The organism is Desulfovibrio piger, assembly GCF_900116045.1.
Lineage (GTDB): Bacteria > Desulfobacterota > Desulfovibrionia > Desulfovibrionales > Desulfovibrionaceae > Desulfovibrio > Desulfovibrio piger_A.
On the sequence record NZ_LT630450.1, the window covers coordinates 580,259 to 593,212 of the forward strand.

12 protein-coding genes are annotated in these 12,954 nt (G+C 58.7%); 5 read left to right on the forward strand and 7 right to left on the reverse strand.

Annotated features, from left to right (window positions below; all coding sequences use genetic code 11):
• Window positions 1-2: 2 nt before the first annotated feature.
• Genes DESPIGER_RS02880 through DESPIGER_RS12795 form a run of 3 tightly spaced genes read left to right on the forward strand, consistent with a single transcriptional unit; the run spans window position 3 to window position 3,270 of the window.
• Window positions 3-1,172 (forward strand): DUF262 domain-containing protein, encoded by a 1,170-nt coding sequence (locus DESPIGER_RS02880; protein ID WP_072332831.1) that lies wholly within the window; start codon window positions 3-5, stop codon window positions 1,170-1,172.
• Complete coding sequence (locus DESPIGER_RS02885; RefSeq protein WP_072332834.1) at window positions 1,165-2,283, forward strand: DUF3696 domain-containing protein; 1,119 nt, start codon at window positions 1,165-1,167, stop codon at window positions 2,281-2,283. Before DESPIGER_RS02880 ends, DESPIGER_RS02885 begins: the two co-directional genes overlap by 8 nt.
• 9 nt (window positions 2,284-2,292) lie before the next feature.
• On the forward strand, window positions 2,293-3,270 hold the full coding sequence (locus DESPIGER_RS12795) for a hypothetical protein (protein ID WP_156831619.1): 978 nt from the start codon (window positions 2,293-2,295) through the stop codon (window positions 3,268-3,270).
• Between the two features lie 762 nt (window positions 3,271-4,032).
• Here DESPIGER_RS12795 and DESPIGER_RS02895 read toward each other — a convergent pair.
• The 3 genes from DESPIGER_RS02895 to DESPIGER_RS02905 all read right to left on the reverse strand — a co-directional run bounded on the left by DESPIGER_RS02895 (window position 4,033) and on the right by DESPIGER_RS02905 (window position 7,389).
• The gene (locus DESPIGER_RS02895; RefSeq protein WP_072332840.1) at window positions 4,033-4,731 is read right to left on the reverse strand and encodes a hypothetical protein; all 699 of its coding nucleotides are present in this window, start codon (window positions 4,729-4,731) and stop codon (window positions 4,033-4,035) included.
• Between the two features lie 202 nt (window positions 4,732-4,933).
• Complete coding sequence (locus tag DESPIGER_RS02900; protein WP_072332843.1) at window positions 4,934-6,679, reverse strand: YcaO-like family protein; 1,746 nt, start codon at window positions 6,677-6,679, stop codon at window positions 4,934-4,936.
• Between the two features lie 2 nt (window positions 6,680-6,681).
• Window positions 6,682-7,389, reverse strand: coding sequence for a class I SAM-dependent methyltransferase (locus tag DESPIGER_RS02905; RefSeq protein WP_072332846.1), 708 nt, complete (start codon window positions 7,387-7,389; stop codon window positions 6,682-6,684).
• Window positions 7,390-7,622: 233 nt separating this feature from the next.
• On the opposite strand from DESPIGER_RS02905, the gene DESPIGER_RS02910 reads away from it, so the two are divergent.
• Complete coding sequence (locus tag DESPIGER_RS02910; protein WP_072332849.1) at window positions 7,623-8,486, forward strand: 50S ribosomal protein L11 methyltransferase; 864 nt, start codon at window positions 7,623-7,625, stop codon at window positions 8,484-8,486.
• A 77-nt stretch (window positions 8,487-8,563) separates the two neighbouring features.
• Window positions 8,564-9,064, forward strand: coding sequence for a thiol peroxidase (gene tpx / locus DESPIGER_RS02915; RefSeq protein WP_072332852.1), 501 nt, complete (start codon window positions 8,564-8,566; stop codon window positions 9,062-9,064).
• Window positions 9,065-9,319: 255 nt separating this feature from the next.
• Here tpx and rho read toward each other — a convergent pair whose 3' ends face one another.
• From rho to DESPIGER_RS02935, 4 genes are all read right to left on the reverse strand, one after another.
• Complete coding sequence (gene rho / locus DESPIGER_RS02920) at window positions 9,320-10,570, reverse strand: transcription termination factor Rho (RefSeq protein ID WP_040369422.1); 1,251 nt, start codon at window positions 10,568-10,570, stop codon at window positions 9,320-9,322.
• 191 nt (window positions 10,571-10,761) lie between these two features.
• A complete protein-coding gene (locus DESPIGER_RS02925; protein ID WP_072332855.1) occupies window positions 10,762-11,280 on the reverse strand; it encodes a CarD family transcriptional regulator in 519 nt (172 codons plus the stop codon).
• A gap of 182 nt (window positions 11,281-11,462) precedes the next feature.
• Window positions 11,463-12,056 (reverse strand): aminoacyl-tRNA hydrolase, encoded by a 594-nt coding sequence (gene pth, locus DESPIGER_RS02930; protein WP_072332857.1) that lies wholly within the window; start codon window positions 12,054-12,056, stop codon window positions 11,463-11,465.
• Window positions 12,057-12,066: 10 nt separating this feature from the next.
• A complete protein-coding gene (locus DESPIGER_RS02935; RefSeq protein WP_072332860.1) occupies window positions 12,067-12,936 on the reverse strand; it encodes an alpha/beta hydrolase in 870 nt (289 codons plus the stop codon).
• Window positions 12,937-12,954 lie beyond the last annotated feature (18 nt).

The following is a 12,954-nucleotide window of genomic DNA, read 5'->3' on the forward strand; positions in this document are numbered from 1 at the left end:
CAATGGCGGAAGAAACGCTGCAGACGCAATATGACATGGATACTGTACTCGTTCCTGAGGCGGAAGTGGAGCCGGAAGGCAGCGATACCAGCACGCCGCCGGAAGAAAAGGAAGAGCGCATTACCCAGCCCTTTGATACGCGGGCTATTCGTATTGAATCCAAGTCCGGCAATATGAATACACTGCTGTCCCGGCTGGAAAATGACGAGATCGACCTTGCGCCGGATTTCCAGCGTCTGGGCGGTATCTGGAATAAAACAAGCCAGTCCCGTCTCATGGAATCGCTCATGCTGCGCATCCCCATCCCGGCCTTTTACTTTGACGGCACAGATGATGAAAAATGGCTCGTGGTGGACGGCCTGCAACGCCTGACGGCCATCCGCCGTTTTGTTATCGATCAGGATTTGAAGCTGTGCGATCTGGAGTACCTTAAGGAACATGAAGGCAAGACCTTTTCCGAGCTGCCGCGTCCCTTGCAGCGGGCCATCCGGGAGGCGGATCTCGTCTGGTACCTCATCATGCCCGGAACGCCGGATAATGTGAAATTTGACGTTTTCCGGCGCATCAATACCGGGGGTCTGCCCCTCAGCTCGCAGGAAATTCGTCATGCTCTCAACGGCAAGCCTGTGACGGACGTTATCCGCAAGCTGGCGGAAAGCGAGGAGTTCAAGCAGGCGACCGCATACGGCCTTTCAGACAAGCGCATGGATGACCGCGAATGCGTGACCCGCTTTCTGGTTTTTGCCGTGTTTCCGCCGGAGAGCTATGATAAGGACGACTTCGACGCCTTTCTGAATACCGGTATGCGCTATCTGAATACTCATGCGGAACTGCTGGACGACTTGCAGCGCCGCTTTCTGCGGGCCATGCGGGCGGCAGAACGCATCTTCGGCAATGACGCCTTTCGCAAACGCTATTACAGCAATGCTACGCGCTTTCCTGTCAACAAGGCCCTTTTCGAGAGTTGGAGCGTCAACCTGGATACCTGCACGGATGAGGAATTGCAGATGCTGGAACAGAAAAAGGACAATCTTAAAGAAGCCTTCATGCGCCTTATGCGTGAGGACAGCGTTTTTGAAAAGGCCGTCACACAGGGCACGGGTTCCATCTCGCGGGTCAGATGCCGCTTTCAAGCAATTCGCGAGCTGATTCAGGGGGTGCTGTATGCTTAACGGTATGGATTTGACGAATTTCAAGTGTTTTCAGCGCCAACGGATAGACTTTCGCCCGTTGACGCTGCTGACGGGCGTGAACAGCGCGGGCAAGAGTACGGTGATTCAGGCCCTGCTCCTCCTGCAACAGAATTTTGCTTCCTGCGGAGAAGATGCGGCATTCTCCTGCCCGCCAAAACAAGGTGAGGCAGGAGGGAAGCTGTTCCTGTCCGGGGAGCTGGTCAACCTCGGCCTGCCGGAGGATGTGCTCTACAGCAATGCCGATGATGATGCCTTTGGCATTGCCATTGAACGGGATGAAGCGACCTTCCCCCTGAAGGCCGTTCTTGACGGTGACGAGCTGCATGCCGAGTGGGATCTTATAGCTTGCCCGGAACTTGCGCACTTCCAGTACCTGCATGCGGATCGTCTGTGCCCGCAAACGCTTTTCCCCATGCCGAAGGCCGGGCAGCTCTCTTTTAATGCCATCGGCAACAAGGGGGAATTTGCCGCCTATCACCTGCACGCCTTTGGCCAGACAAAAATTGTTCATGCGGACACTTCCGGGCCAAATCTGCTGGCCCCTGATGCCGCCGGGGATTCCACAAGTCTGCACATACAAACCGAAGCATGGCTTTCGCAGCTGGGATCGCCGGTACGCATCCAGACGGAACGGCCTTCGGGCACGGATGCCGTGGTGCTGCGTTTTTCCTTCCCGGATATTTCCCGCAGCTATTACCGCCCCACCAATGTGGGCTTTGGCCTGACATATGCTTTGCCCGTCTTTGTCGCTGCCCTGCGCGCGCCGGTCGGTTCGCTGTTGATCGTGGAAAATCCCGAAGCCCACCTCCACCCCAGGGGACAGGCGCTTATGGGGCACTTTCTGGCACGCGCCGCCGCCTGCGGCGTTCAGGTCATCATTGAGACACACAGCGATCATGTGCTCAACGGCATCCGGGTCGCCGTCAAGCAGGGCGCCATTGCGCATGGCAACGTACAAATCAATTTCTTTCATCAACAGGACGGCACAAGCTGCGTCAGTACCCCGCATATCGACAAGGACGGGCATCTTGATCTCTGGCCGGAAGATTTCTTTGACGAATGGGACAAGCTGCTTTCAGAATTGCTGTAGGAGGCGGACATGGATCAGGTCTTCAATGAGCTGTCGCTTTCCGCATCACTGCCGGATGACCATGCTGCCCAGGCGGCCCTGCTGGAACTGAAAAAAGCTTCCGACAAGCTGAAAGCCCTGGGCTTTTCCCCGCAAATCCGCGTCACTGAGGACTTTGCCGTTCGTCACGTCACGCCGGGCTGCACGATCCACGAGTATCTGAGACGCCCGGCCGGAGGCATTGAAAAGACATTGTGTCAGCTGCTGCTCAAACGCTTTTCTGATGCGCCCTATGTAGAGCAGCTTTGCACTGATGCGGGAATGACAATTCTTGAAGAATACGTCATCGACGAAGAACCATGCAAAGGTTTGGCATTGGCATCCCTCTGGGATATCCCCGCGCTTTCTCTTGCCGGGGATGCCCGTTTTGTTCCTCCCTATGTCACGCTGACGCGTAACAGCCTCAATGAAGCTGCTTCCGCCGTTTCCGAGGAAGAATGCCAGGTCGGGCTTATTTGCGGGGAAGAGGACATCCCCCACCACGAGGAGAGCATCAAAGCCCGGTTCTACGAACCGACCAACACGGGGAAGGAACTGCTGGAGTATGCGCACCGCCGACTGACGCATCTGCTTTTCAGCACTGTAGCGGAAGACCAGCTCAGGGATATGCCGCAAGGCCATGTCCTGCTGCCGCGCATCCGCAAGATACTGGAAGAACTTCAGCGCGCCATGCGGGAAGCTGTGGAGACGCGAAACTTTTGCCCCAAGGGATTCAAGTATACCCCTGCAGAAGGGGATTCCGCTACCCAAGGTAAAAAAGGGCAAAAGCATACATTTACTTTTAATGCTACGGGGCGACAGGGGGGCAGCTTGACGGTTGACTTGCTCTGCGAGTCCCATATGCGCATTACTGGGGGCGATCGCGTCTATTTCTATGCCGATACCGGCAAAGAAACCGTCTACGTTGGCCATATTGGCAAACATTTGCCCGGTAAGAAGTATGGGTAGACAGTCTTTCTTAGAGTGGGTTTGGAAACTTCAGATTTTATAGTTGCAAAAAGGTATGCGAGCAGTATAAGGGCCCCAATGTCCCTAGATGAGATGCGTCGCAACCGGCTATCAGTAAAGTATTTTTTCGTCGATGGAGACTATGGACGCAAGGTATGACTGAAACGCTTTACTACCGACGGCATGAGTTTCTCGAGCATGCTTTGCTTCCGACGGCGGTAAAGATATCCCGGTACTTTTTTTGAAGATGGATTTTGTGGAACGAAAAAGTTTAAAAATGGAATATTAAAGGAATGCTGAAAGCGGGAAGGCGGTCAAGGCTTTCCTTGCTTCCAGCAAAAAATACTTGGAGGTGACAGACGAGAAAGCCTCCGTGGGAGCTCTGTCAAAGAAATCTGGCAACTGCTTTCCACAGGACAGCCCGAAATCTGACATAGAGGAGCAGATCACAGACAACGATGTCTATTTTTAGGATAGTACTATGTTTTTGAGATGTAAAAAAATATTTTCGGATTTTTTATCGTATTGGGGTATTCAGAGAGGTATTTCAGGAAAAATTTAAATATAATACATAAAAGTCAATATATTATATTAATCGTATTTATCCCCCAGGGCCAACAGGAAATCAAGGCACGTGCAGTGATGCAGGTGCCTCTTTTGCATCAGTTCATTGGAAAATAGCCGTTACCATAAGCGAAGGAAGCGGGCCCCGCCGAAAAGGAGAGGCCCGCTTCCTTCATACTTTATATCTGGTGGTGTTATCTACAGCGACCGTTCCTGCAGGCCGGAGCGCGGCGTGCTGTCCGGGCGGGGCGGTTCGGTCACGCCTTCCATGCCGGGAAGGGCATCATGCACGTCCGTGGGGGGCAGTTCGCCTTCGCCCACGCGGGGGATGGCGCGGCTGTCACGCACGGTGAGCTTGCAGGCCAGGCCGTAGCATTCGTACACCGCGGCCACAGTGGCCTGCAGGGGCTCGCCCTTGCGCAGCGGCGGCGGCACCAGCACATAATAAGTGCGGCTTTCGGAGCCCAGGTGCGGGCGGACATCACAGGCGATGAGCCATTCGTCCTTTTCGTCGTTGTTCCAGTCCACGATGCCCAGCATGGCCAGATTGATGGTCTGGGTGGGATGGATGATGGTGAAGCCGGTCTTGCGCACGGTGGCATGACTGGAGGGCGTGCGCGTGGCGGCAAAGGTGCTGCCCAGATAGACGTGGCCCCTGTCAGTATAGAGGAATTCGGGGGAGAGCTGGCGGAAAAGGATCTCGCCGTAGTTCTTGCCACCGCCACCGGGCAGGGAGATATAGCTGCCGTCATCGGTGAGCAGTCCGCGGGCTTTCAGTTCCTGGGGCATGCGCTGGCTCATGGTCACGAAGCCGGACCTGTCCACCACGGTCACGCCCTTGGCGCCGCAACCGGCCAGTAAAAAGGCCGCGCAAAGCAGCAGAAGAAAACGGGTCATTGGGTACCTCGGTAAAAAATCGTATCAGGAAAAGAGGTGTACGCGCCCGGGCCGGGCTTGTAAAGGCGCTTTCTGCCTATCTTTTCGGGGAGCAGGGAAGGGCCGGCAGCAGCAGCCGGCAGGCCGGGCGGAGACCATGGAAAAGGGAGAAAGCCCCATGCAGCGGCTTTCTCCCCGACGGTTATGAACACATGATCTTTATTTAAAGTGATGCTTTAAGTTCTTCCAGGTGCGTGCGGGCAAAGTCCAGCGAAGGATCCACTTCCAGTGCGGCCGCCAGATGTTCCATGGCGGCTTCCCTCTGGCCCAGGAATTTCTCGCACAGGCCCAGATTGGCCAGATCCATCACCGAGCCCTTGTCCACCTTGAGCACGGCGCGGAAGGCAGCGGCGGCCTCTTCATAGCGCTTGAGCTTGAACAGGCAGACGCCCAGCAGGTTGCCGTATTCCTTCATGTCCGGGCACAGGGCCACGGCATCGCGCAGGGGAGGCAGGGCCCTTTCCCAGTCGCCGGTCAGCGTGGAGACATAGCCTTCGTAAAAGGCGGCCAGACCCTTGGCGTCGTTTTCCGGCTGCAGGGGGCGGGCCTGGGCGAAAAGGTCGCGGGCCTCGTCAAAACGCTCCGCGCGCAGGGCCAGCATGGCGCGGAAAAAAGGCAGGAAATGCGCGCCGGGATAGCAGCGCTCCAGCACGGCCAGACCATGCAGGGCCGTTTGCTCATCTGCCTCTTCGGCCAGCTTGCGGCCCACGAACAGGCCGATGCTCTGGTTGCGGTCACGTTCGCGGAAGGCGAGGCCCGGAGCGATGCAGTAGTGGGCCGGGACCCCCAGCGCGGGATGGGTGGTCTCCACGGCGTAGACCTGCACCGGCTCCAGACCATGCAGCGCCCGGAGCAGCTCGTCGCGAATGTCGGGCGCTTCCACGCTGGGCAGGTCGGACAGACGGCAGACGGGGCCTTCCAGCAGCCACTGGATGCCTTCCAGGCGTTCGAACTTGGAAAGACCGGAGGCCTCGTAGCAGGCCTGCGTGCAAAAGTCACCGCCCAGCTGGGCGATCTCCGTGACGGCACGGATGGCGGCCTTGGCCGGAGAGGCCGCGGTACCGGCCGTGAACACGATCTCGGAGCGGGCCGGGAAGGTGGCCGGGTCCCAGGCCACCGCACCGACAGTGGGCAGCGGCATGCCCAGGGAGAAGTCCTTGAGCATGATATGGATGCCTTCCCGCTCGAAAGCGGCCAGCAGGTCGCGCAGGGTGGGATCGTCCACTTCGTGCGGATCGATGGTAGGGGTGGTCAGGCGTTCCCGGTCGATACGGCAGCAGACATGGCGCTCCACCAGCTCGGAAAGCCCCTGCAGCAGGGATTCTTCCGGGCTGTTGCCTGCGGACGTGCCGTTGAATTCCCCCAGCAGCTTGAACCAGTCCAGCGGCAGCCAGACAGTGCGGCCGTCAGCCAGATGTGTGGCAGGAAAGAAATGCCAGCGCAGGGTGCTCATGGCTTCGCGGGCCTGTTCCGGGGAAAGGCTGTCCTCCACGGAGCGGCAGATCTCCTCGATGGGCAGCAGGTCCTTGCCGAAGCGATCTTCGGCCTCGGCCCAGGTGGCGCTGACCATATGCGGCAGGCGTTGCCAGAAACTGAAAAAGGCAAAGCGTTCCATCAGCTCCATCAGGGCGGAGGCACGGGCCTGTTCCGGCGAGGAACCTTTGCCCATCTGCTTGCGGGTGGGCATGATGCCGCGGGCGTCCCTGCCGCAGACACTGAGGTAGACCGGGATGCCCAGACGGCCCACGTCCACGCGGCGGACTTCGGCCAGGATGTCCAGACCGGTGGCCTGCATGCGGGCCTGGACGCGTTCATAGGTCTCCTGGGGCGAGATGGTCTTGTCCAGGTCGCGGGTATAGCCCTTGGGGCAGGGCTGCAGACGAATGACAGGAAGAGTGGTCGTGCTCATGGCTACTGCTTGCGCTCCAGGATATGCAGGACGTAGATGCGGCGCTGCTCATTGCCGTCGCCATCCTGGCTCTTGACACCGATATGCCCTTCCTGCACCTGGAAGGTCCTGGCGGCCAGCTTGGCGAAATGCGGTTTGGCGCGGGCCATGTCCGTGCAGAACACGGCCTTGCCGCCCGGGGCCAGATGGCGGTCAACGAACTTCAGCAGCGGCCGGTGCAGGTCATCAAGGTACAGGAGCTCCGATGCGACGATGCGGTCGAAGCCTTCGGGGAAGCGCTCGTCCTTGCCGGGGCGGGAAACATCCAGATAGCAGACGTCGATCAGGTCCTGCAGGTTGTTGCGCAGCACGTTGGCACGGGCGAACTGGAGGGCATCGTTGACGATGTCGCTGGTCACGATATGGCGGAATCCGTAACGGGAGGCCACCAGGCTGAGCACACCGCAGCCGCCGCCCAGCTCCAGCATGGTCTTGCCCTCGGGCTCCAGCTTGCGCAGGAAGCGTCCCAGCACGAAGGACCCCGGCCAGACCTTGGCCCAGAGCGGCAGGTCCTTCAGCGGGTCATGGATGGCATGCCGTGCCAGCAGGCCGTCCAGATGGCTCTGCATATTGTTGATGTTCAGGACCTGCAGCTGACCGTCATCCAGCTGCAGGGGGACAAAGTCCACGTCGAAGGTCTTGCGGATGTCCGCAAGGATCTGGTCCAGCATCGTCGTCTCCCGTATATCTTGCCCGCCATGACCGCACAGCAGGAAGGACGTGTCTAATCCACAGGAAATCACTAAGAAACCCGTAAAAGCTGAAAAAAAGGAGGCGCCCCATGAGGAGACGCGCTCGTGAAAGAAGCCTGTGAAAGGCTGATGCCGACAATCCATACAGACATTTGCCTTGCAAATCAACATGCCGTCTTGACAGGGCCCGGTGTGCGGGCTAGGCAGAATGCATGAAAACCATCCATCGCCTCGAAATTGTTGTTGCGGAAAGCGATTATGACTGCACCACCGGCCTGCTGGCCCTGGAAGCGTCTTTTGGCTGGGAAGAGCAGAGCCTGCCCACCGGTGAGACGCGCTTCCGGGTCCACTGCGAGCAGAAAGATTTTCTGGAACGGCTGCAACGGCTGCTGAAGCAGGCCGTCCCGGCCGCGGAGAGCGCACTTTCCGAACTGGAGGAGACCGACTGGCTGGCGGCCTGGCGCCAGTTCTTTACGCCCGTGTGCTGCGGCAAGCAGTTCGTGGTCCTGCCGCCGTGGCTGGCGGATACGCCGGACTTTCCCGGGCGGACGCCCATCCTCATCGAGCCCAAGAGTGCCTTCGGCACCGGGCATCACGCCACCACGGCCCTGTGCCTGCGCGTGGTCAGCGATCTGCTGGAAGCCGGACGCCTGCAGGCTGGGCAGCATTTCCTCGACCTGGGCACCGGCTCCGGGGTGCTGGGCATCGGCTGCTGCAAGTCCGGTCTCACAGGCGAAGGTCTGGACATCGATCCGCTGGCCGTGGACAACGCGCTTGAAAACCGTGTCCTCAATGCCGTCGCGCCCGAGAACTTCACAGTGGCCGAAGGCAGCATCGGCGCCGTGGCCGGGAAGCGGTTCGACCTTGTACTGGCCAACATCCTGGCCCGTCCGCTGACCGAGATGGCGGCCGATATCGTGCGCGCCTGCCGCCCTGGCGGTTGCCTCGTCCTTTCCGGCCTGCTGGAGATCCAGGCTGATGGTGTGGCTGCGGCCTACAGGGCCCAGGGCCTTCCCGAACCGCGCCGCATCATCGACGGCGAATGGGCAGCACTGGTCTGGGATTCCATTAACTAGGAAATGTTCTTGACAAGGTCGGGTTCTCCTGATACGCAAAAACATCTTGAACGTAAAAGCCGCAAGGAGCTTTTTATATGACCGTCACTTTTATGGGCAATCTTCTCCACCTCGAAGGCAACCTGCCCGCCGTGGGCCAGAAGGCCCCTGAATTCACCGTGTGCAACAACGGCCTCGAACCCCGCAGTCTGAAAGACTATGCGGGCAAGATCGTGGTCCTGGTGAGCGTGCCCTCGCTGGACACGCCTGTGTGTGACATGGAAGTGCGCCGCTTCAACAAGGAAGCCGCCGCCCTGTCCGACAAGGTGCAGATCCTGGCCCTGAGCTGCGACCTGCCCTTTGCCCAGGCCCGCTGGTGCGGCGCTGCCGGCGTGCAGGCCGTAGAAAGCCTGTCCGACTACAAGGACGTGGATTTCGGCAAGAACTACGGTGTGCTGATCCAGGAACTGCGCCTGCTGGCCCGCGCCATCTTCGTGGTGGCTCCTGACGGTACGCTGGCGTACAGCCAGCTGGTGCCCGAAGTGACCAACGAGCCTGACTACGACGCCGTGCTGGACGCGGTAAAGAAACTGGCCTAGCTCTTTTTGCCATTGCTCCGATGCTTCCGGGCTCCCTTAGGGGAGCCTTTTTTGTTGTATGCATCCGCCTCTGTTTTCCTGTTCCCGGGCGGATGCCGGCAAAGGAAAGCTTGTGCATCTGCGCAAGGCGCATGCTGCGGCACTCACACGCAACGAAAGACGCGGAAAAGGAGAACAGGGCATGGCTATGGCACAGCCTGACCAATAAAAAAGGCGCTCCGAGGAGCGCCTTTTCGAAAAGCAGGTACAGGAGGGCTATTTGCCCATGGCGTCCATGAAATCCTTGTTGGATTTGGTCCCCCGCATCTTGTCCAGCAGGAATTCCATGCTGTCGATGGAAGACATGGGCGCCAGGATCTTGCGCAGGATCCAGACACGGTTGAGGATATCGTCGGAAAGCAGCAGGTCTTCCTTGCGGGTGCCGGTACGATTGATGTCGATGGCCGGGAAGATGCGCTTTTCCGCCAGATGACGGTCAAGATAGATCTCCATATTGCCGGTCCCTTTGAATTCTTCAAAGATGACCTCATCCATGCGGGAGCCGGTGTCGATAAGGGCCGTGGCGATGATGGTCAGGCTGCCGCCTTCCTCGATATTGCGCGCGGCGCCAAAAATACGCTTGGGACGTTGCAGGGCGTTGGCGTCCAGGCCGCCGGAAAGCACGCGGCCCGACGAAGGGGTCACCGCGTTATAGGCGCGGCCCAGGCGGGTGATGGAATCCATGAGGATGACCACATCCCGCTTTCGCTCCACCAGACGCTTGGCTTTTTCCAGTACCATTTCACAGACCTGCACATGGCGCTGGGGCGGTTCGTCAAATGTGGAACTGATGACCTCAGCCTTTTTCACGGTGCGTTCCATGTCCGTGACTTCTTCGGGGCGTTCGTCAATGAGCAGGACGATAAGATAGACATCGGGGTTGTTGGCATTGATGGCATTGGCCAGCGATTGCAGCAGGACGGTCTTGCCGGTACGCGGCGGAGCCACGATAAGACCGCGCTGGCCACAGCCGATGGGCGACATGATGTCGATGACGCGGTTGGAGAGATTTTTTTCGCCGTTCTCCATGATCAGCTGGTGATCAGGGTAGATGGGCGTCAGATTGTCGAACAGGACAAGATTCTTGGCGTTTTCCGGTGGCTCGAAGCCGATCTCCGTCACCTTGAGCAAGGCAAAATAGCGCTCGCCTTCTTTGGGGGGCCTGATCTGGCCGGAAACGATGTCGCCTTTGCGCAGGGAAAAGCGGCGGATCTGGGAGGGGGAAACGTAGATGTCGTCCGGGCCGGGCATATAACTGCACAGGGGAGAGCGCAGGAAGCCGAAGCCGTCGGGCAGTATCTCCAGGACACCATCCCCGTAGATGGCGCCGTTCTGGGACGCACAGGCCTGCAGCAGTGCGAAGATGAGTTCCTGTTTGCGCATGGAACTGGCATTCTCGATCTCGTATTGTTCGGCCAGCTCCATAAGAGCCTGCATGCTGCGGGTTTTCAGTTCTGTCAGGCTCAGGCCGCTATCTGAAAGCAAGGCAGGAGCAGCCTTTTTTTTACGGACATATTTACGGGGTGCTTTTTCCATGGGCGTAGGAAGCACGCATCGCCATACGGCAATGCGATGCAAAAAAATGTTATGGGTCGGGATAAAAAGGGCGTGTGAAAAGCGTGTAGCCTATCTTTGGGCCGGAAGCAAGTAAAAAATGGTTAATGCGCAGTGCTTGCAGGCTGCTTGGCAGGCGGGGAATAGAGGGAGATGAGCTCGGACTGCAGGTCCCGCTGTTCCGTATGGAGAACTTCTCCCAGTTCTCCGGTAACAAGGCTCATGGCCTGTTCCAGAAGGCGCCGCTCACCAAAGGAGAGATCCTTGGTCCGGCCGATGAGGAGGAGTTCGCGCAGTACATTGGCGACGATGGACAGATCCGGGCTCTTGAGACGCTCGGAGTATTCGCGAAAGCGCCGGTTCCAGTTCTGCCCCGTGTGGACGGTCTGCTGGGGATTGTTGCGCAGCGCGTTCCAGATGTGCTCTGCTTCCTTGGTGCTGACCAGGGTGCGCAGACCGACATTAGAGGCATTTTTGACAGGCACCATGAGGGTGATACTGTTGGCCCTGATGCGCACGATATAGAAATCGCACGCCGAACCACCAATATTCTGGCTGTCGATGCGCTCTATCTGGCCCACTCCTTGAGCTGGGTACACTACAAGCTGTTCGGATGTAAACATTTCCGTCCAAGGGTTGAAGTGCCCGCGCCAAACGCGAAGAAAAATAGCAAATGTGGAAAAGATTCAGGTAATCTTTTCCACTGTTAAAAGAACATAGCGCATACCCGATCATTAGTCCAGCAAAAAAATTTTTTTTATGAATGGCACTGCCATAAAAAAAGCCGGCTCACGCCGGCCCGGGATCAGGAGCGGGTCGCCCGTACGGCGGCTTCCAGCCCTTTGCCGGCAAATATCTCCAAAATATCAAGTGCCTTATGGATAGCTGCCCGTATTTTTTCGGCATCTTCACTGTCAGGACGCCCCAGCACCCAGTTGATGACATCCCCCTTCTGGGGCGGACGCCCGATGCCGATGCGCAGTCGGTAGAAATCCGGCGTCCCCAGCAGCTGGGTGATGGACTTGAGCCCGTTGTGGCCCGCATTGCCGCCGCCTTTTTTGAAACGCAGCTCTCCGGCAGGGATATCCAGCTCATCATGCACCACAACGAGCTGATCCGGGCGGATCTTGTGCCAGGCCAGCAGGGGCTGGACGCACTGGCCGCTCAGGTTCATGAAGGTCTGGGGCATGGCCGCCAGCCAGTCGCCGGGCAAAGCCGCATAGCGCAGACGCCACAGCTCACAGGAAAACTTGCCTCCGTTCTGGCTCTGTACCTGCCCGCCTTCCCGGCGGGCATGATCCAGCAGGTTTTCCACGAAGGCAAAGCCGCAATTATGGCGCGTCCCGGCGTACTGGTTGCCGGGATTGCCCAAACCAACGACGACACCACCAAAATCCATGACAGTTTCCTTACAGGTGAAGAGAGAGTGGAAGGCCGTGCCCGCTGGCCAGAACCGCCACATGGGCAGCAGTCCTGGCGGCCACGACAGGGGAAAGGATGGCCAGATGACCGCCGCGAGGCAGCCAGATACAATGTTTTTCCGGGGCCGTCACCGCGGCGAACGTCTCCTCGATCAAAGGCCTGGTGAACAGGGCATCATCACGGGCATTGAAAAGATAGAACGGACAGTGGACCGTGGACGCCACCGAGGCAGTGAACAGTGAGTACAGAAAGGACAAGGGATAACTCGTCCTGGCCTGACGGCGATCCAGGGGCAGCCGCAGACAGCCGCCAAGGATCTTTTTGACCGACAGATAACTGAACACGGGCAACGGCAGTCGGGGCAGGCAGGTACTGAGTATCTTCAGACCGGCAAGCAGGCGCTGGCGTTGCGCCGCCCAGGGGGCAAAACGGGTCAGCTCGATGGCCCGGCGGCTTTGCGGGAAGATCCCGCTGAAGGCGAAGCAGGCCCGCATCTGCCGGCTGCGGGATGCATGGGCCATGGCCAGGATCCCCCCCTGGCTGTGTCCGCCAAGAAGCAGGGGACCGATACCCTTGTCGCGCAGCCACTGTTCCGCGTCCAGTCCGTCCCGCAGCAGATCGGAAAAGGTGAACAGGCGGTGATGCGGGTTGAGGCCATGCCCGGTAAGATGCAGGGCCGCGACGGCAAGACCGTTTTTCCAGAGACTGTGCAGGAACGTCCGATACTGCAGCGGGCAGAACATGGTCCCCGGATAGAAAACAAGGCAGGCCGCGCCAGGTCTGGGCCATAATTCGATGCATACCTGCCGGTTGCCGTTGCGCAGGGTGTGTTGCTGCAGGGGAGGGAGACTGGGCATGGCATAAAAATCAGGCCG